The sequence below is a fragment of the Pseudomonas lini genome, assembly GCF_030812475.1.
In the GTDB taxonomy this organism is placed as follows: domain Bacteria; phylum Pseudomonadota; class Gammaproteobacteria; order Pseudomonadales; family Pseudomonadaceae; genus Aquipseudomonas; species Aquipseudomonas lini_A.
Genome location: NZ_JAUSSR010000019.1, coordinates 19,394 through 37,914, shown reverse-complemented (window position 1 = coordinate 37,914; position 18,521 = coordinate 19,394). Strand labels below are relative to the sequence as shown.

Here is an 18,521-nt window from a genome sequence, read left to right as displayed (position 1 = left end):
ATACGCCCTCGTGAATTGAAAAAGGAGGCAACAACATGACTAACCCTCACCCTTTGAAAGTGGCTTTGGTCACCGGTGCCGGCAGCGGCATCGGCCGCGCCGTGGCCCTGGCATTGATGGCCGATGGGTTCACCCTGGTATTGGCCGGGCGTCGGCCGGAGCCGTTGCAGGCCTTGGTCGAATGGGCGGCCAGCGAGGGACATGAAGCGCTGGCGGTGCCCACTGATGTGCGCGATCCGGCCAGTGTCGATGCGCTGTTCGCCACCCTCGCCGAGGTGTACGGGCGCCTGGACGTGGTGTTCAACAACGCTGGGGTCAACGCCCCTGCCGTGCCGCTGGATGAACTGACGTTCGAACAGTGGCGAAACGTGATCGACACCAACCTGAACGGGGTTTTCCTCTGCGCCCGGGGCGCCTTCGGACTCATGCGCCGGCAACAGCCACAGGGTGGCCGCATCATCAACAACGGTTCGATTTCGGCCCATACCCCACGGCCGTTCAGCAGCGCCTACACCGCCAGCAAGCATGCTGTGCTGGGGCTGACCAAATCCCTGGCCCTGGACGGGCGGGAATTCAATATCGCCTGCAGCCAGATCGATATCGGCAATGCCCTGACCGACATGTCGGTGCGCATGACCAAAGGCGTTCGCCAGGCCAACGGCACCATCGCCGTGGAACCGATGGTGGACGTCAAGCATGTGGCCGATGCCGTGCGCTACATCGCCGGTCTGCCGCTGGAAGCGAATGTCCTGAACATGACCGTCATGGCCAGCGCCATGCCGTTCGCCGGTCGCGGTTGAACCGGCTTTTTTATTCCGTTACGAGGTCAACATGAAGCCAGAAGTCATGCAGCTCAGCCCGATCCTGATCCCTGAAATCAACGCGCGGCTCGACGAGCTGTTTACCGTCAGGCGCTACTTCCAGCAAGCCGACAAGCAGGCTTATTTGCAGGAGCATGGCGCGAACATTCGCGGGGTGATCACCGGCGGCCATACAGGTATCACCCAGGCGCTGATGGCGCAATTGCCCAAACTGGAAGTGGTGGCGGTCAACGGCGTCGGCACCGATGCGGTGGATCTGGCTTACGCCAGGGATCGCGCAATCCGCGTCACCGCGACCATCGGCGCATTGACCGAAGATGTCGCTGACCTGGCCATCGGCCTGTTGATCGCCGTGTGCCGCGGACTGTGTACCAGTGACCGTTACGTGCGTTCGGGGCAATGGCCGCAGAGCCCGACGCCGCTGGCCCCTTTGCCATTGGCACGCCAGGTGTCCGGCATGCGCATCGGCATCGTCGGCATGGGTCGGGTCGGTCGGGCGGTGGCGACGCGAGCCGCAGCCTTCGGTTGCCCGATCAGTTACACCGACCTGCAACCGATGAGCGATGTGAATCACAGGTTCGTCGCCGATCTGAAGCAACTGGCGGCAGACAGTGATGCGCTGATTCTAGCGGCCGCCGCCGACAACGCTGAGGCCATCATCAATGGACAGGTGCTGCAAGCGCTGGGCAAGGATGGGTACCTGATCAACGTGGCGCGGGGCAAGCTGGTCAACGAAGTGGACCTGGTGGCCGCGCTTGCCGCTGGTGAGATTGCCGGTGCAGCGCTGGATGTGTTTGTCGATGAACCGAACGTTCCCGAGGCGCTGTTCGGCAACGAGAACGTGGTGCTGCAACCGCATCGCGCCAGTGCGACGCTGCAGACTCGCACGCGAATGGGAGAAATGGTGGTGGCGAGCCTGGTGGACAGTTTCGCCGGGAGAGTACCGCAGGGTTCTGTGACTGACTGAGCGTTGGCCGCCGAGGAGACGTTGCGCCTCCTCGACGGCCACCTTGATCGACACTGTCCTCAAAAAAATCCCGAAAAACAAAAAGGCATATGTCTCACACGTGCTCACTGCTTTTCACATGCACCGCCCGCGGCTCGGCATGCCCGTGCTCCGCCTCGACCACCGGAATCTCCTTGCCATCACAGTCGTGCAACTTGCCTTCGCTGAAATAATCCCCTTCGCGCAATGCCGCCAGGTCCTGGTAACGCAGCACCCGCTCGGTACCCGCCGCAAACACCGATTGCTGGTCGGAGTTACCGGCGGTGAGGTGGTTGAAGGCCAGGTTCAGCACAATGGCCATGATCGCCGAGGAGCTGATGCCCGAGTGGAAGATCGTGGCGAACCAGCTGGGGAAGTGGTCGTAGAAGTTCGGTGCGGCGATGGGGATCATGCCGAAGCCGATGGACGTGGCCACAATGATCAGGTTGACGTTGTTGCGGTAGTCGACCTTGGACAGCGTCCGAATCCCGCTGGCGGCCACGGTGCCGAACAACACGATGCCGGCACCGCCAAGGACCGACGTCGGTACCGCGGCGATGACCCGGCCCATGAACGGCAGCAGGCCGAGGATCACCAGGAACAAGCCGCCGGTGGCGACCACGAAGCGGCTCTTGATCCCGGTCACGGCCACCAGCCCGACGTTCTGGGCAAAGGCGCTTTGGGTAAAGGAGCCGAAGATCGGCGCGATCATGCTCGACAGCATGTCGGCCCGCAGGCCATTGCCGAGGCGTTTGGAATCCACCTTGGTATCGATGATTTCACCGACCGCCAGAATGTCCGCCGACGTTTCCACCAGGGTCACCATGACCACGATGCACATCGACAGAATCGCCGCGAAGTGAAAGGTCGGCATGCCGAAGTGGAAGGGGGTCGGGAACCCGAACATCGGGCCCTGAGTCACCGACGAGAAGTCCGCCATGCCGAGGAACACCGCGAGCACCGTACCGATGACCATGGCCAGCAGAATCGACAACCGGGAGATGGTCGCGCTGCCGATCTTGCTCAACAACAGGACCAGCACCAGCGTCACCGCCGCCAGCCCGATGTTGGCCATGCTGCCGAAGTCGGGCGCGTGACTGTTGCCACCCATGGCCCAGCGCGCAGCCACCGGCATCAGCGTCAGGCCGATGGTGGTGATGACGATGCCTGTCACCAGCGGCGGAAAAAACTTGGTGATGCGCGAGAACACCGGCGTGATCAGCAAACCGATCAGGGACGCGGCAATCACCGCCCCGAGAATCGACTGGAAGCCACCCTCCCCGCCACTACTGACAATCGCCACCATGGTCGCAACGCCGGAGAACGACACGCCCTGGACCAGCGGCAACTGACAACCGAAAAACGGTAAACCCAGTGTTTGCAGTAATGTCGCCAAGCCCCCCGCAAACAATGAAGCAGCAATCAACAAACCGATGTCCGCCGGCGAGAGTCCGGCCGCCTGGCCGATGATCAAAGGCACTGCGACGATGCCGCCGTACATGGTCAGAACATGTTGCAGGCCGTAAGCCATATTCGCGCCGACCCCGAGATTCTCGTCCTCGGGCCGTTGGTGTGAAACAGAGGGCGTTTTCATGGTTTGGGGGGTTCCCTGGTTTTTGTTGTGCGCACACTGTATGCAAGACTCAGGACAAATGTCTATAGAGTTGTATACAACTAACCGGTCAGATTATGGACATGTGTCCATTTCAGCCTTCAGGCCCGCCGTCAGCGGTAATCAAAAAACCTTGAAATATTTTCCTGCCAAGCCCATCCCGGGCACCCGCCAGTCTTTTGAATTTCCGCGCGCATCGCCACGAGAAACGAGCGTCGCCATTACATGGAAGCTTGAGGATGAGGTCCACCCCTGACGTCACGACGATTGGCTTACCTCCTGTGCAGGCTCGATCAACCGCCCGAGCACCCGCTTCAACGCTGCATGTTCCGGCACCCGAATCCCGAACTCGCGCGCCAGCAACGCCACCAGTTCGTCGACGTCCGCCACCTGCCGCCGCTCGCTCTCGCGTCCGACCCGATGAATCGCAAAGCTGGCGTTGTTCAGCGTCCGCCGCCATCCATCCCCCGTTCGCGCCACCATCAGCTGTTTCCTGAATGACGATTCGGGATGGGTCGAGACGTACCAGTTGCCGACGGAGTAGTCGATGTCTTCCTGGCGTTGCAGGTCGAAGATGTACATCGCTTTCCACTCCCCGGCGACATTGGCACGCAGGGTGTAGCCGTCGTCATGCTGCTCGATGCGATAGGGTTCGTGGGGGGTGGGCTGTTCGGTCGTCGAATCGAGTATGAGCGGTGCGGTGGGCACCATGCCGCCGAAGCCGACGTCGGTGATGTAGCGCACACCGTCCAGGGTCACCAGGCTCAGGCGGTGCGTACGCGCGGTCCACGCGCCTTCGGGCTGGCCCATGACCACCCGGCCGGAAATGCCGCGCGCCTCGAAGCCCAGCTCCTGGAGCAAGGCCAGGAACAGGTTGTTGAGCTCATAGCAGTACCCGCCGCGATTTTCGAGCAGGACTTTTTGCTCTACGGAAGGTAAATCGATCAGCACCGGCTCGCCCGACAGGGTGGTGAGGTTTTCGAACGCAAAGGCGCTGGTGTGACGCCGTTGCAACAGGCGCAGGGTTTCCAGTGTCGGTGCCGGAGGGGCGTCGTAGCCCAGGCGTTGCAGGTACAACGCCAGATGGGTCAGGCGTGGCTCGCTCATTGCTCGATCCTTATGCAGGGGCCGCAGATCTCTGCGCTATTGGCCGCCATGTATAAGGGAAAACCTGGTCTGACCGACAATTGATTTAGCCAATCGCCCCCAGGGTAAAAATCAGCGTCGCTTGCGCGAACCCAGTCGAATCCAGGTCGGCGCATGATCGCTGGCATGGGGTTCGTTGCGCACCCAGGCATCGACCCCCGCCTCTTGCAGATAAGGACTCAATGCCGGGTTGAGCAACAGGTGATCGATGCGCAGCCCGGAGTTTTTCTGCCAGTGCTGCCGGAAGTAATCCCAGAAGGTGTACAGGCGATCCTCCGGATACAGATGACGCAAAGAATCGGTCCAGCCCTGATCCAGCAACCGCTGATAACACTCGCGGCTTTGCGGTTGCAGCAGGGCATCCTTGAGCCAGGACCGCGGGTTGTAGATGTCGAGGTCGGTCGGCACCACGTTGTAATCGCCCGCCAGCACCACCGGGTGTTCGCTGCTCTGCAGAGCCTTGGCATACGCGATCAGCCGCTCGAACCACGCCAGCTTGTAATCGAACTTCGGCCCTGGCTGCGGATTGCCGTTGGGCAGGTACAGACAACCCACCAGGATGCCGTGCACGGCGGCTTCCAGATAGCGACTGTGGGTATCGGTGTCATCGCCCGGCAAACCGCGCCGACTTTCCAGGGGTTGCGCGTCCCGCGCCAGGATCGCCACCCCGTTCCAAGACGACTGGCCTTGCCAGATCGAGCCGTAGCCGGCGGCCTCAAGCTCCGCGGCGGGGAACGCGGTGTCCACTGACTTGAGCTCCTGCAAGCAGGCAATGTCTGGTTTTTCTCGCTCCAGCCAAGCCAGCAGGTTCGGCAGCCGGGCGCGCATGCCGTTGATGTTGAACGTCGCGATTCGCAAATTCTTCATGGGCCAACGCTCCTGAGGGCGGGGTGCCTAGCGTGTGACACCTGCGGGTTTGGGGGGTTGCGTCGGCGACTTCTCATTGATGATGAATGGCGCCCCGCCACTCGTCATCCAACCGGCACCAATGCCCCGCCCCCTCACACCAACATCAAGTAACGACTCTTCTTTTGGAGACGCACCATGATGAACAGCAAAATCACTTCGTTGTTATTGGCCGGATTGTTATCGGTGTCGTCAGCGGCCACATTCGCAGGATCGGGCGATGGTGCCGATGCGACCGGGACCCAATCCGGCGCCACCAGCAGTCCGACCACGCCACCGGACAACACCCCTGGCGAGCCTTCAAGCGGTAATCGGACGGACTCGGGAGGTTCGGACACCGGCACCAGCGGCGGGGCCAGTGGTTCGGGCTCCGGCGCGGGCGGCGGCACGGGGGCCGCTGGAGGCGGCACCGGGGGTGCGGGTGGCGGCACGGGCAGCTGAACGAATAAACGCAGCCGATGAGCGTCGGCTGCTTTTCGTCCGGGCTACGCCGCAGGTACGGGTGCGCCATGCACCCCACTCCTGCACCAGCATGACCATCAAGGCGTGAGTTTCAGGTGCGCGTTGACACTCCCGCTCTTCGGATCGACAAACCGATATTCGTTATTGGCCACCTTCACCTGACTGCATTGCGCGTTATATCTGCACGGCATTCTGTCACCGCATCGGCGGAAGCCGAATGTCCCCAGCCCGGCATTGTGTCCTGACGCCCTTGCCACATGCGCCAAACTGCAGATCCTTGTCCATGCACACCCTGACTTCCGACAACACCGGCCCTTTGCAAATCAGCGCAATGCCATCTGCCGGCATTCCAGGATTGCTTTGGCGGAACATCTGCTCGATTTCCCAGGACTTGAAATAAAAGGCGGCGCCGAAGGGCTGCAGCTGTTGCGGGATCCTCACCGCCCCGACGGCCTTGTCGGACGCCTCCAGGTAACCCATGGCACCAAGGCCGCTGCAGGTGCCATGTTTGGCCCATTCGTGTTCGAGCAACTTGCGCGACGCGAACAACGTCAAGCCCTTTGCGCGCTCGTCCACCGACAGGCGTTCCCGCGGCAAGCACGACGTCGGCCAGCCACCCTTGGCATATTGCGGCCACAGACCGTGCAGCACAAAACCATAGCCTTGGCCGGAGCATTGCGCGTCGTCCGTGTGGCTCAGGCAGTACGTCGGCGACCAGGACAGCGTCAACAGGTAATAATCGAACACCCCCGCCACGGATTCGACCCGGGCTTCGGCGGCTGTTGACTCCCGCGCCGTACTCACGCCGATGCTGCCGAACGACAACACGATAAGCACAGCAATCAGGCAAAGGTTCTTCATCGTCCCGACACCTTGGGGTTGAATTACACAGGCTGCGCGGTACTTTGGCACGGCCGGGATGACACTCAAATCGCAGGAGTGATTCGAAATGATTAAAGCAATAAGACTTGCGACTACTGCAACGAAAGCGGGTCCTTTCAAATCATCCTGTCGATCTGATCCAGCGTCACCCGTGGCACGAGTTCACCGGGAATCCGCGATGAACCGGAGAGGTTGTAGACTTGAAAATCATCATCCATGACGTATTTCGACATTATCTCGAACGACGGCAGGATTCTCGTATGAAAGTGCTCGTCGAGGGTGCACGGCGAAACAACGCTGCCCGCCTTCTCATAAAAACGACCTGCCGACTGATCCAGGTCGACGCCCACCAGGAACACCTTGGTAAACCCCGCGTGATAGGCAATTTGCAACGCCAGGTAGGCCACTGTGCGGGCATCGAAAAAGCCTCGCTTGAGGTTCTTGCTGAAACCCAGGCTTCGATTGCGGCCAGTCCCTAATTTTCGTCTTCGGACAAGTTCTTTATCCCGCCGGAAAAGCAACTCGCCCCAGGAAAGTTTCGGTGCCTGCGTCAATAAATAAAGCTCGCCTTCGGGTGCCAGCGCTTCATACCTGAGGAGATCTTTCCACAAGGCTACCCGCTGACTGAGGCGCATGGCTTCAGCAAAAAGATAAGATTGTTGCCGGCAAAAGGCATCGTCCGTGCAGGCGTAAAAGAAGGGTTTGATGTCAGGCTCGATGAACATCGAAATCGCCCCGTTCATGGTGATCATCGGAATGTCGGCATACTTCTCCAGCGGAAAATCTTTCGCCGATGCTCCCGAGGCAATGATAAACACCGGACCTTTTTGAATGTTGCGACACTCATCGAAGTCATGCACATCAAGCTGACATGAAGTAAATGACGGTTTTTTTTGCGCAACATCCATTCAGACTCCCTCCTGTAACGATACTGAATCCAGCGCCCTTCCTGGCTACTGTTGGTTCTGCCCCGCCACGACCGCGGGACTACCGGCGCGCTGCCAATCCAGTACGGGTAGTTTCAACGGCTTGTTCAACCCACGAAGTACGGCCGTGTCATACCCGTAAATATCGGGTTTGAAAATCACCCGGCCATCGTTGCTCAAATCTACCGTCCAATAGGCCAACAACACCGGTACTTTCACAGGAAGCTTGATGTTTTCGGTTTTGCCGTTGGCCAATTGAGCCTGGATCCCGGTGGCATTCCACCGAACCGGATCGTTAAACAAAAGCTCCACCAATTGCAACGGGTTTTCAACGCGAATGCAGCCGGAACTGGTAGCACGGAAGGTTTTGGCAAACAGTTCGCGGTGGGGGGTGTCGTGAAGATAAATCGCATAGTCGTTGGGAAACCGGATCACCACCTGGCCCAGCGAGTTTTCCGCACCGGCATCCTGACGCAGGGTCAGGCCGCGCGGATGGTCCCAATCAACGCCCGCCGGATCGAGCACATTGCCTTCGCGATCCAGGACCTTGATGCGGTTCGCGGCCAGGTAGCCAGGATTGCTGCGTATCTTGGGCAGCATATCCTCGACCAGGATCGTCGGCGGAACGGTCCAGGTCGGGTTGAAGGTGACGTAGGTAATCTCCGATTGAAACACCGGCGTGCTGCGAAACGGCTTGCCAACCTGAACCCGTGAACGCCATATGGCCTTGCCGTCGCGGTAGAGCGCCACCTTGTAGCCGGCGATATCAACGATGACGAACGTACCCTGCAGCTTGTACAGCAACCAGCGTGCGCGCTCCATGTTCACCCGAACCTGGTCGATCCGCGCCTCGACGGGCACGTTCAACGCCGCCAGCGTCGCCGCTCCCGCCACCCCGTCCGCCCCCAGGTATTGCTCGGATTGATACTTCTTCACCGCAGCGATAACGGCGTCGTCGTATATCGTGCGCGGCGAGCGCTGCGCAGCCAGATAGCCTCCCGCCACCAAACGGGTTCGCAACTGGCCGACCGCAGCGTTATCCATGCCGGGCTTGAGCGACTGGCCTTCGGCAACCTTCGGCCAGCCACCCATGTCCCGCACGGTGCGCAATTGCGCCAGGCCCATCCGCAAGCTCCCATAAATCGCCTCTTGCGGCGGCGCTTGAGCAAACGCCCGCGCCACATCGTGGTCGTCCAGCGCGGCGAAGAAGGTATTCACGTCTGCACGAGGATCGACGCCGACAGGGTCGAAGTTCCAATGCATGTCCAGCCGCGAGGGGTCGACCTTGCCGCGCCGTAACTGCAGCAATGCCGTGATGAAGGTATGGGTGGCCGCCATATCGAACGCAGCGCGTTGCGCCGGGGTGGGCACCATGGATTGCATGAGTGTTTGCGCACCGGCCAGCTCGGCAATGCGAAAATCCGCGGGGTCGAGCCCTTCGACCTGGGTTTCGCCCAGGCTTTTCAACAACTGGGCAACGTCGCTGTCGTGGGACCAGGCGGCGCGATAACCGCGATGGCTATAAAAATCCAGCACCACCCGGTTCACATCCACCCGCTGATGGCGCGGCGAAGTGAGCAATGGTGGGAACGCCGTTGCCAACGGCGCCAACTCTGCCTGAATCGCCTGGGCGACGATGTCGTCAGGTGCCGCCTCGATCATGTCGCCAGCGGGAGATGACAGCATAATCGGCGACGTTTGCCCTTGCGCTGCACCGCTGATCAGAAAGACCATAAAAAAGACGCGGCTTATGACGAATAACCTTGTTAATTGCCCCATGGATAATCCTTAATCTCCTGCATTCAACAGCTAGCATCCTACACACTGCTAGACTCGACACTATCTGATGAGATCCGACTATGGCGCCAGACCGCTTTGGCATTGCAATCACGGCCCTGCTGCTGACCAGCTTCTCAGTACCGGCAGCGTACGCCGATTCGCTTGAAGCCGCGCTGATCAAAGCAGCTCCCCACGCCAACGCCAAAGTTATTGGACTGGCGGTACGCGCCTCTCAATGTAGCATCGCCCAAGGCAAAGCCCCGGCGCAAAGACTGGCGGTGATCGATTATTCACTGCCCTCCACCGAACAGCGGTTGTGGGTTTTCGATCTGAAGAAACGCAAGTTACTGTTCCATGAGCTGGTGGCACATGGCCGCAACAGCGGCGAGAACATGGCGGTCAAGTTCTCCAATCGGAACGAAAGTTTTGCCACCAGCCTCGGCCTGTACCGCACCCAGGCAAGTTATGTCGGGCAGAACGGTTACTCGTTGCGCATGGAAGGACTGGAGCCGGGCTTCAACGACAATGCGTTTGACCGGGCGATCGTTATCCACGGTGCACCCTATGTCAGCCCGGTACTTGCACGGGCGAATGGGCGAATCGGTCGAAGCCTGGGGTGCCCGGCGGTACGCCCGGCCATTGCGCACAAGCTGATCGACTCGATGAAGGATGGGCAGTTGTTGTTTTCCTACTATCCAGACCAGCGCTGGCTGAAGTCTTCTTCGTACATCAATTGCGGTGGCGCCACGGTCGCATCGTCGGCAAAGCCGACAACCCGCCAATAAAACCGGTAGAGCGGCAGCCCATCCTCCTGTAGGAGCTGGCTTGCCAGCGAAAAACCCGAGAACGCCACGATTAACCAATAAATACGCATAAATCGTTAACGTCAAAAAATCACAGACTTGCGCTGAGCAAGTCTCACGCCCGGACGTGATCTACACCGTTTTCGTCGGCAAACTTTCCAGCGTATCGCCCTGCGCACCCGTCGCACCGGTGCGCAGCGCGAACTCATGGACTTCAACCCTCGCACCTACCTGATAATCCCCTTCGCCGGACTTGAAGAATGTGTTGAATCGCACACCTTGATTAATTAGCTGCGTCACGAACTCCACCGGAGCCCAACACCACTGGCTTTCATTTTTTCCACAGACAAACAAGGCGACAACACTCCCGCTTTCACCATCGGTTTTTGTCCTGGATACGAAAAACTGAATACGTCTTGATTCGTTCATTTCAGCAGTCCTTGCTGTGCGTCTAAAAAGATCCAAGTGTTAGCTGCTTAAGGCAATCAACCTCAGGTCAGGCCAGTGCCTGATCTTCAGTGCATTTGAACTGGAATGCACGGACATACAAGTCCCACACCCGCTTGAAACTGTATTAAAAGATTTATCGGAACATCCGAAATCCTTGCTGAACCTTAGCCTCTACGCTGCCAGGGACGGTTATCCGACCCGGGCAACGGCCTTCGCGCCCCCTCATGCATGACAGTCTATAAATCCTTTCACTACACTCACTTCCTTTACACCTACTCCATCAAAAAAAGCCTGATAAAAATGAAAAGCATAAAAAGCACGTTGATGCTCGGTGGCGTCCTCGCTCTATCCTTCGGCGCTCAGGCCCAGCAAAGCCCCTCGCACCTGGACTCCGTCATTCAACAAGGCCAGCTGCGCGTCTGTACCACCGGCGACTACAAACCCTATACCTCCAAAGCCGAAGACGGCGAGTATTCGGGGATCGACATCGCCATGGCCCGTTCGCTGGCCGACAGCCTCGGCGTCAAGGTCGAGTGGGTGCAAACCACCTGGAAAACCCTGATGCCCGACATGCTGGCAGGCAAATGCGACATTGGAGTCGGCGGGATCTCGGTAACGCTGGAGCGCCAGAAAAAAGCCTTCTTCAGCACCACCCTGGATGTCGACGGCAAGATCCCGCTGGTGCGCTGCGAAGAGCAGGCGTCGTACCAGACCATCGAGCAAATCAACCAGCCTTCGGTGCGCCTGGTCGAACCGGCTGGCGGCACCAACGAAGCCTTTGTCCACGCCTTCCTGCCCAAGGCCCAATTGCGGCTGCATGACAACGTGACCATCTTCCAGGAGCTGCTCGACAAAAAGGCCGACGTGATGATCACCGACGCTTCGGAAGCGCTGTACCAGCAGAAACTCAAACCCGGCCTGTGCGCGGTCAATCCGACCCGGTTCATGCAGTATGGGGAGAAGGCCTATCTGCTGCCGCGGGATGACATCAGCTGGAAGTTGTATGTCGATCAGTGGCTGCATCTGGCGAAGGTGACGGGGAATTATCAGAAGATTTTGGAACAGTGGCTGGCGGTGCCTGAGGTTAAATAACGGATAAATTTTCCACTGGATTGAACAGCAAAAAGGGCGCCTCCTAAGGAAGCGTCCTGAATGCGTTTGAGCCGATCTTTCAAGAAAGCAACGTCCTACAGGATTCCAGGAACTGTCCGTACAGCTGCACATTGCTGCGCCTTGGTCACCAGATCTATAGTCGAGTAATCGCCTGGAGGCTCCGATGACCACCACCAAACAAGCCACCAAAGCCAACAAAAAGCTCATTCCGCATGAGATGACGTTCCTTGAAGTTCGGCAGGCCGCACGTGATGGGCAGAAAGTGTTCGATACCTTTGTGATAACTGGCAAGCTGCCCATTAAAAAGCAGGCCTGAGTACTCTGGATTCATCGTTCACTACCCGGCATCAACCAGCCCGACCAACAACCTCGATCCGCGTCAGCCCTACCCGCTCTGCCTGCTCTAAAATCTCCTCCGGCGTCGAATCCGCAGTGGGCATGACCAGGCTGTTTTCGGCATCCCCCCAATGCAGCTGTAGCAGGTGCATCGCCGCCTCATGCATGGGCAGCTCAGGCTGGTTGAGTTCGAAAGTGTGAGTGCGGGGCTCGCCGTTGAACAGGTATTCCACGGTGTAGTTGTGCATGGGGGATCCTCGTAATGGAAGAAGAGCAGCTAACCTTCCTGACTAACCGGTCAGTTTTTAGTTCAACTGTTCCCCCTACCCCGTTCATGCAGAGACCAACCCTTGGTCATCGTGATGTGCTACGGGCGCCTCGGTACATCACTGCAATCAGTATGCAAAATCATGCCCCAATTCCTTCTGCATCCATTCCAGGAAGCGCCGCACCCTTGGAAAATTGGAATGGGCCCGGGGAAATACCAAGTGGTGCGCCATGATAGGCGCGCTCAGCTCCGGTGCCACTTCGACCAGTACCCCCCGAGCCAGGTAGTCCTGGGCCAACAGCGTGCTTTCCAGTGCAAAACCAAGTCCATGACTGGCAGCTTCCAGTGTCATATACGAACGGTCAAAGCTCAGGGTATAGGGTTTTTCCGGGCGTGAGACGCCATGCTGTGCGAACAACTGCGGCCACTTGATCAGCGTCGCTTCCGACAGGATCAGGTTACTGTCCAGCAGATCGGCAACAGTGCGCACGGGGCGCTTTTCCAGCAGTTTCGGTGAGGCCATCACCGCAATTTTTTCGTCTCGCACCGTCCGCACTTCGAAGCTTGGCCAGTTGGGCAAACCATGGCGAATATCGACATCGATCTTGTCCCGACTGAAGTGCAGCGACTCGTAGGAGCACGACAGGTTGAGCTGGATATCCGGATGACTTTCGCGGAACTGCTCCAGGCGCGGCATCAGCCACAACAGACCGAAACTGGGCGATGAGTGCAACCGCAGGCAGTCCAGGCTGACGTCGCTGGCAGCGCGTTCGGTCGCTATCGCGAGACTGTGGAGGATGCCGGACACTTCCTTGAGGTATTGCTCGCCGACCGGTGTGAGTGTCACGCCCCGCGCCGTTCGCAAGAACAACTGCCGGCCGATCATCGCCTCCAGTTTGGCCAATTGGTGGCTGACCGCCGAAGGTGTCAGGTCGAGCAGTTCCGCTGCGCGAGCCACGTTGCCGAATCGGGCCGTTTGTTCGAAGGCCTGAATGGCTTTCAGGGGTGGCAGTATCGGAGGCGCATCGCCGGGTGAACGCATGATTATGTTATTCCGCTGCAAGTGACATGAGCCGGGGTTCTTCCTATTCAAGCACCCGACAACCCGACTGGCGAGTGCTGAATTTTTTTCAGCATCGAGTGACATTCACGTTATTGCTCAAGGCAAGCCCGGGGACCAAGCTGAGCCCTCGATTCATTGCGGGTCGACCAAATAAAAACAATCAGAGGTACTCTTCCATGCTTCTTCAAGGCAAAGTCGCGATCATCACCGGTGCCGCCTCCGCACGTGGCATTGGCCGCGCTACAGCGACCACCTTCGCGCAACAAGGCGCTCGCGTCGTGATCCTCGATCTGGATGAATCCGCCGCACGCGATGCTGCTGCATATCTGGGTGAAGGTCATCTCGGTCTCGCGGCGAACGTCGCTGACGAATCGCAAGTTCAACAGGCCGTAGTCAAAATAATCGAGCGTTTCGGCCGTATCGACATTCTGGTCAACAACGCTGGTATCACCCAACCTCTCAAGACCCTCGACATCCGCCCTTCCGACTACGACAAGGTATTGGACGTCAGTCTGCGTGGCACCTTGCTGATGTCGCAGGCGGTGATTCCGACCATGCGTCAACAATCTTCCGGCAGCATCGTGTGCATGTCTTCGGTTTCGGCTCAGCGCGGTGGCGGCATTTTCGGTGGCCCGCATTACAGTGCCGCCAAAGCGGGCGTGTTGGGTCTGGGTAAAGCCATGGCACGGGAACTGGGCCCGGACAAGATTCGCGTCAACTCCATTGCCCCCGGTTTGATTCACACCGACATCACCGGCGGCCTGATGCAGGACGAACGCCGCCACGCGATCATCGACGGCATTCCGTTAGGCCGCCTCGGTGAAGCGCAGGACGTCGCCAACGCGGCCCTGTTCCTGGCCAGCGACCTTTCCTCTTATCTGACTGGCATCACGCTGGATGTGAACGGCGGCATGCTGATTCACTGATGACACCTGGGCGGGCCTGCGCGGCCCGTGCGGTTCTGGATCGACGACGCAGCCAGGCTTCATGGCCTGGCGGTCAATAAAAACAAGAGATCGGACCATCATGACAACCCTGTCGCTCGAAGCGGTTTCGACCGTGCGCTCCAACGCCTACCGGAAAACCGCGTGGCGCCTGATGCCGTTCCTGATGCTGTGCTACCTGTGCGCCTATCTGGATCGGGTCAATGTCGGCTTTGCCAAGCTGCAAATGATGAACGATCTGGCGCTCAGCGAAACGGTCTACGGGCTGGGCGCTGGCATGTTCTTCATCGGCTACTTTCTCTGCGAAGTCCCTAGCAACATCATCCTGCACAAGGTCGGTGCGCGGGTCTGGATCGCGCGCATCATGATCACCTGGGGCATCGTCTCCGCCCTGTTCGCCTTCGTCGAAACCGCCTGGCAATTCTATGCCCTTCGCTTTCTGCTGGGCATTGCCGAAGCCGGCCTGGCGCCGGGTCTGTTGTTGTACCTGACCTACTGGTTTCCGTCCTACCGTCGCGCTCGCATGACCGTGTTGTGGTTTGTCGCCATTCCGTTGTCGGGCATGGTGGGAGGCCCCCTCTCCGGCTGGATCATGACCCACTTCGCAGGGATGCATGGCTGGGCGGGATGGCAGTGGATGTTCGTGCTGGAAGCGGTGCCCACCGTCGTGGTCGGACTTCTGGTGCTGAGCTATCTCAAGGATGGCGTGCATCAAGCCAGCTGGCTCAACGACGACGAAAAAGCACTGATCGCCCGCGAGCTGGCCGAGGATGACCAGAAAAAAGTCATACACGCCTCTGTAGGTGAATTCATCCGCGACCGTCGTCTCTGGTTACTCGCCGCCATCTACTTCTGTGTCGTGATGGGCCAGTACGCAATCACCTTCTGGCTGCCGACCCTGGTGCGTAACGCAGGGGTGTCCGACCCGATGAAAATCGGCGTGCTGACCAGCCTGCCCTACCTCTGCGCAATTGTGGCCATGCTGTATGCCGGACGCAGCGGCGACAAACATCGCGAGCGCCGCTGGCACCTCATCATACCGATGATCGCGGGTGCCATCGGACTGACCCTGGCGGCAATGATGGGCGGAAATGTGACGCTCTCCATTCTGAGTCTTTGCCTGGCCGCTTCCGGAATTCTGTCCGCGACCTCGATGTTCTGGATGCTGCCCACCACGTTGCTCGGTGGCGTGTCTGCCGCCGCAGGTATTGCGGCGGTCAACAGCTTCGCCAACCTCGCCGGCTTCTGCTCGCCTTACCTGATTGGCTGGATCACCACCCTGACCGGCTCCAGTGCCATCGGCATGTACCTGATCACCGGCGTACTGGTAGGCGGAGCCCTGTTGGTACTGCGCATTCCCGCCGCCCTGGTCAATCGTTGATTCAACGGAGTTTTAGCATGACTACTCATTCTTCATACGCTACATCCAAAACCCTGGTGCAGCGCGCCCACAACATTCGTCGGCACGCGCTGCAAATGGGTCAAGTCCAGGGTCAGGGCTATGTCGGCCAGGCCCTCGGTGCCGCCGACCTGCTGGCAGTGTCCTACTTTCACGCCCTGAACTACCGGCCGGAAAACCCCGAGTGGGAGGAGCGAGATCGTTTCTACCTCTCCATCGGCCACTACGCGATCGCGCTGTACGCCGCGTTGATCGAAGCCGAAATCATCCCGCTCGATGAGCTGGAAACCTACGGATCGGATGACAGCCGGCTGCCGATGTCGGGCATGGCGACCTACACCCCGGGCATGGAAATCACCGGCGGTTCGCTGGGTCAGGGCCTGGGCATCGCGGTCGGTGCCTGCCTGGGCCTCAAACGCAAAGGTTCAACGGCCTTCGTCTACAACCTGCTCTCGGACGGCGAACTGAACGAAGGGTCGACCTGGGAAGCGGTGATGTCGGCCTCGCACTGGAAGCTCGACAACCTGATCGCCATCGTCGACGTCAACAACCAGCAAGCCGACGGCTACTCCAGCGAAATCCTCTCGTTCGAACCGATCGTCGATCGCTGGCAGGCGTTTGGCTGGTTCACCCAACGGATCGATGGCAATGATCTGGAAGCACTGGTCGCCGCGTTCGATGCCGCGCGCCACCATTCTGGCACGCAACCGCGAGTCATCATCTGCGACACCAAAATGGGTAAAGGTGTGCCCTTCCTGGAAAACCGCGAGAAGACCCATTTCATCCGTGTGGAAGAGCACGAATGGGAGCTGGCACTGAGCAATCTTGAAGAAGGAAAAAACCAATGAGCAACGCAACCCACACTCCGACTTCAATGATCGAGCCGCCTAAAAAGCGCCTGACCACCTCGGCGATGATCGCGTCTATTGCCTCTGAAGGCCAGGCCACCCGCTCAGCACCTTTTGGCCACGCATTAGCCGCGCTGGCGGATCAGCGTTCAGACATCGTGGGCATGTCCGCCGACTTGTCCAAGTACACCGACCTGCACATTTTCGCCAAGGCTCACCCGGATCGTTTCTATCAGATGGGCATGGCCGAGCAGTTGTTGATGAGCGCGGCAGCGGGGATGGCCCGTGAGGGCTTCGTACCCTTCGCCACAACCTATGCCGTATTCGCCTCCCGCCGCGCCTATGACTTCATCTGCATGGCGATTGCCGAGGAAAACCTCAACGTCAAAATCGTCTGCGGCTTGCCCGGCCTCACCACCGGCTACGGCCCAAGCCACCAGGCTACGGACGACCTGGCGATCTTCCGCGCCATGCCCAACCTGATGATCGTCGACCCGTGCGACGCGCTCGAGATCGAACAGGCAGTGCCCGCCATCGCCGCTCACCAAGGGCCGGTTTACATGCGCTTGTTGCGCGGGAATGTCCCCCTGGTGCTGGACGAGTACGGCTACCAATTCGAGATCGGCAAGGCAAAAACCCTGCGCACCGGCAACGACGTCTTGATCATCTCTACGGGCTTGATGACGATGCGCGCCTTGGAAGCGGCCAAGGCTCTGCAAGCAGATGGCGTTGACGTTGCGGTGCTGCACGTACCGACGATCAAACCACTGGACGAGCAAACCATTCTTGCTGAAGCCAGAAAACCCGGTCGACTGGTCGTCACCGCGGAAAACAGCTCCATCATCGGTGGACTGGGTGAGGCGGTTGCCACTGTCCTGCTGCGCAACGGCGTGACGCCAACCTTCAGGCAAATAGCGTTACCGGACGCCTTCCTTGATGCCGGGGCTCTGCCAACACTCCATGATCGCTACGGCATTTCAACCCAAGCGGTTTGCACGCAAATCAAAGCCTGGCTGTAACTGCAGGTTTCAAGGCACCTGGAAACAGGTGCCATCTGGCTGTTTACCTCAGGATATCGGCCATTGGCACTGACTACCTGATGTTGCCGGAGACTGTTTTGGTGTCGCCCTTATGGACCTTGCAACTCACATCGCCTGACATGGTAGTGACATCGCCATTGATATCACCACTTTCGACATGGCCGCTCATGGTGCGGACGCTGCCAACATTGCCGGTGACCTGCACCCTGCCAGCGGCCGTTTCAACCGAGGTGGGGTTACCGTTCACGACGACGCTCACCGGACCTGTCACTGGCACAGTCTGCTCGACGCCATCGACCACCACCCGGTTGCCGTCGACGCTGATGTTTTTCCCTGTGTAGGTAATGCCATTGATGGTCACGGTCGCCCCGCCCGTGGCCACCTCAAGCTCGCGGGCCTGGGCAAAGCTCGAGAAGTACAGCGCAGCAATCATCAGGGCCAGCTTCTTGGTAGTCGACATGTCAGCGCTCCGTCGTTCAGGTGGTTACAGGGTAATAGCAGGGCGCCGTTAACAATTCACGTTTATTTGTGCTGTTTGTGACGGTCGGCGATCCAGTGTTGGCAGGCAGTCGATGGCAAAGCAGCACCATCCCCAATGGATGGCAGGTTTTGCGCTCTGATTGTGCGGAAACGGCGACAGATTTAATTTTTATGTGTCCCCCCTCTGACCCTATGCCTTCTCGCGGCTGACCATAATGGCTTGTGAAATCAACTACGCTGCCGGAGACTCAAGTCGCC

Annotated in this window: 20 protein-coding genes; 10 read left to right on the top strand and 10 right to left on the bottom strand. The window is 59.1% G+C overall.

From position 1 onward, the window contains the following. Positions 1-35: 35 nt before the first annotated feature. Together J2W17_RS28155 and J2W17_RS28150 are read left to right on the top strand one after the other, a co-directional pair. The gene (locus J2W17_RS28155; protein ID WP_307342631.1) at positions 36-800 is read left to right on the top strand and encodes an SDR family oxidoreductase; all 765 of its coding nucleotides are present in this window, start codon (positions 36-38) and stop codon (positions 798-800) included. A gap of 31 nt (positions 801-831) precedes the next feature. Beyond that, the gene (locus J2W17_RS28150; RefSeq protein ID WP_307342627.1) at positions 832-1,788 is read left to right on the top strand and encodes a 2-hydroxyacid dehydrogenase; all 957 of its coding nucleotides are present in this window, start codon (positions 832-834) and stop codon (positions 1,786-1,788) included. A gap of 94 nt (positions 1,789-1,882) precedes the next feature. On the opposite strand, the gene J2W17_RS28145 is transcribed toward J2W17_RS28150, so the two are convergent. From J2W17_RS28145 to J2W17_RS28135, 3 genes are all read right to left on the bottom strand, one after another. Beyond that, positions 1,883-3,400, bottom strand: coding sequence for a nucleobase:cation symporter-2 family protein (locus tag J2W17_RS28145; protein WP_307342624.1), 1,518 nt, complete (start codon positions 3,398-3,400; stop codon positions 1,883-1,885). A gap of 276 nt (positions 3,401-3,676) precedes the next feature. Beyond that, positions 3,677-4,525 carry an arylamine N-acetyltransferase family protein gene (locus J2W17_RS28140; RefSeq protein WP_307342621.1) on the bottom strand — a complete coding sequence of 283 codons (849 nt, stop codon included), beginning with the start codon at positions 4,523-4,525 and terminating at the stop codon, positions 3,677-3,679. 111 nt (positions 4,526-4,636) lie between these two features. Next, the gene (locus J2W17_RS28135) at positions 4,637-5,431 is read right to left on the bottom strand and encodes an exodeoxyribonuclease III (RefSeq protein WP_307342618.1); all 795 of its coding nucleotides are present in this window, start codon (positions 5,429-5,431) and stop codon (positions 4,637-4,639) included. A 177-nt stretch (positions 5,432-5,608) separates the two neighbouring features. Here J2W17_RS28135 and J2W17_RS28130 point away from each other — a divergent pair, with 177 nt between their 5' ends. Continuing rightward, positions 5,609-5,911 carry a hypothetical protein gene (locus tag J2W17_RS28130; protein ID WP_307342616.1) on the top strand — a complete coding sequence of 101 codons (303 nt, stop codon included), beginning with the start codon at positions 5,609-5,611 and terminating at the stop codon, positions 5,909-5,911. 216 nt (positions 5,912-6,127) lie between these two features. On the opposite strand, the gene J2W17_RS28125 is transcribed toward J2W17_RS28130, so the two are convergent. From J2W17_RS28125 to J2W17_RS28115, 3 genes are all read right to left on the bottom strand, one after another. Continuing rightward, complete coding sequence (locus J2W17_RS28125) at positions 6,128-6,793, bottom strand: ribonuclease T2 (protein ID WP_307342613.1); 666 nt, start codon at positions 6,791-6,793, stop codon at positions 6,128-6,130. Positions 6,794-6,930: 137 nt separating this feature from the next. After that, positions 6,931-7,722 (bottom strand): lipopolysaccharide biosynthesis protein, encoded by a 792-nt coding sequence (locus tag J2W17_RS28120; protein WP_307342610.1) that lies wholly within the window; start codon positions 7,720-7,722, stop codon positions 6,931-6,933. Between the two features lie 45 nt (positions 7,723-7,767). Beyond that, a complete protein-coding gene (locus tag J2W17_RS28115) occupies positions 7,768-9,519 on the bottom strand; it encodes a L,D-transpeptidase family protein (protein WP_307342607.1) in 1,752 nt (583 codons plus the stop codon). Positions 9,520-9,599: 80 nt separating this feature from the next. On the opposite strand from J2W17_RS28115, the gene J2W17_RS28110 reads away from it, so the two are divergent. Next, positions 9,600-10,304 carry a murein L,D-transpeptidase catalytic domain family protein gene (locus J2W17_RS28110; RefSeq protein ID WP_307342604.1) on the top strand — a complete coding sequence of 235 codons (705 nt, stop codon included), beginning with the start codon at positions 9,600-9,602 and terminating at the stop codon, positions 10,302-10,304. A gap of 150 nt (positions 10,305-10,454) precedes the next feature. On the opposite strand, the gene J2W17_RS28105 is transcribed toward J2W17_RS28110, so the two are convergent. Continuing rightward, positions 10,455-10,751 carry a hypothetical protein gene (locus J2W17_RS28105; RefSeq protein ID WP_307342601.1) on the bottom strand — a complete coding sequence of 99 codons (297 nt, stop codon included), beginning with the start codon at positions 10,749-10,751 and terminating at the stop codon, positions 10,455-10,457. Positions 10,752-11,072: 321 nt separating this feature from the next. Between J2W17_RS28105 and J2W17_RS28100 the strand changes: the two genes are divergently transcribed. Next, positions 11,073-11,864, top strand: a complete 792-nt coding sequence (locus J2W17_RS28100; protein ID WP_307342598.1) for a transporter substrate-binding domain-containing protein — start codon at positions 11,073-11,075, stop codon at positions 11,862-11,864. A gap of 184 nt (positions 11,865-12,048) precedes the next feature. Next, positions 12,049-12,201 carry a hypothetical protein gene (locus J2W17_RS28095; protein ID WP_307342596.1) on the top strand — a complete coding sequence of 51 codons (153 nt, stop codon included), beginning with the start codon at positions 12,049-12,051 and terminating at the stop codon, positions 12,199-12,201. A 31-nt stretch (positions 12,202-12,232) separates the two neighbouring features. On the opposite strand, the gene J2W17_RS28090 is transcribed toward J2W17_RS28095, so the two are convergent. Together J2W17_RS28090 and J2W17_RS28085 are read right to left on the bottom strand one after the other, a co-directional pair. Beyond that, positions 12,233-12,469 carry a hypothetical protein gene (locus J2W17_RS28090; protein ID WP_307342593.1) on the bottom strand — a complete coding sequence of 79 codons (237 nt, stop codon included), beginning with the start codon at positions 12,467-12,469 and terminating at the stop codon, positions 12,233-12,235. A 147-nt stretch (positions 12,470-12,616) separates the two neighbouring features. Next, on the bottom strand, positions 12,617-13,531 hold the full coding sequence (locus J2W17_RS28085; RefSeq protein ID WP_307342590.1) for a LysR substrate-binding domain-containing protein: 915 nt from the start codon (positions 13,529-13,531) through the stop codon (positions 12,617-12,619). A gap of 197 nt (positions 13,532-13,728) precedes the next feature. Between J2W17_RS28085 and J2W17_RS28080 the strand changes: the two genes are divergently transcribed. The 4 genes from J2W17_RS28080 (at position 13,729) to J2W17_RS28065 (ending at position 17,762) form a co-directional block, all read left to right on the top strand. Further along, positions 13,729-14,478 carry an SDR family NAD(P)-dependent oxidoreductase gene (locus J2W17_RS28080; RefSeq protein ID WP_307342588.1) on the top strand — a complete coding sequence of 250 codons (750 nt, stop codon included), beginning with the start codon at positions 13,729-13,731 and terminating at the stop codon, positions 14,476-14,478. Positions 14,479-14,578: 100 nt separating this feature from the next. Then, complete coding sequence (locus J2W17_RS28075) at positions 14,579-15,877, top strand: MFS transporter (protein ID WP_307342584.1); 1,299 nt, start codon at positions 14,579-14,581, stop codon at positions 15,875-15,877. A 17-nt stretch (positions 15,878-15,894) separates the two neighbouring features. Then, on the top strand, positions 15,895-16,743 hold the full coding sequence (locus J2W17_RS28070; protein WP_307342581.1) for a transketolase: 849 nt from the start codon (positions 15,895-15,897) through the stop codon (positions 16,741-16,743). Then, on the top strand, positions 16,740-17,762 hold the full coding sequence (locus J2W17_RS28065) for a transketolase family protein (protein WP_307342578.1): 1,023 nt from the start codon (positions 16,740-16,742) through the stop codon (positions 17,760-17,762). Before J2W17_RS28070 ends, J2W17_RS28065 begins: the two co-directional genes overlap by 4 nt. A 73-nt stretch (positions 17,763-17,835) precedes the next feature. Here the strand turns inward: J2W17_RS28065 and J2W17_RS28060 are convergent, their stop codons facing one another. Beyond that, positions 17,836-18,243 (bottom strand): hypothetical protein, encoded by a 408-nt coding sequence (locus J2W17_RS28060; RefSeq protein WP_307342575.1) that lies wholly within the window; start codon positions 18,241-18,243, stop codon positions 17,836-17,838. Positions 18,244-18,521 lie beyond the last annotated feature (278 nt).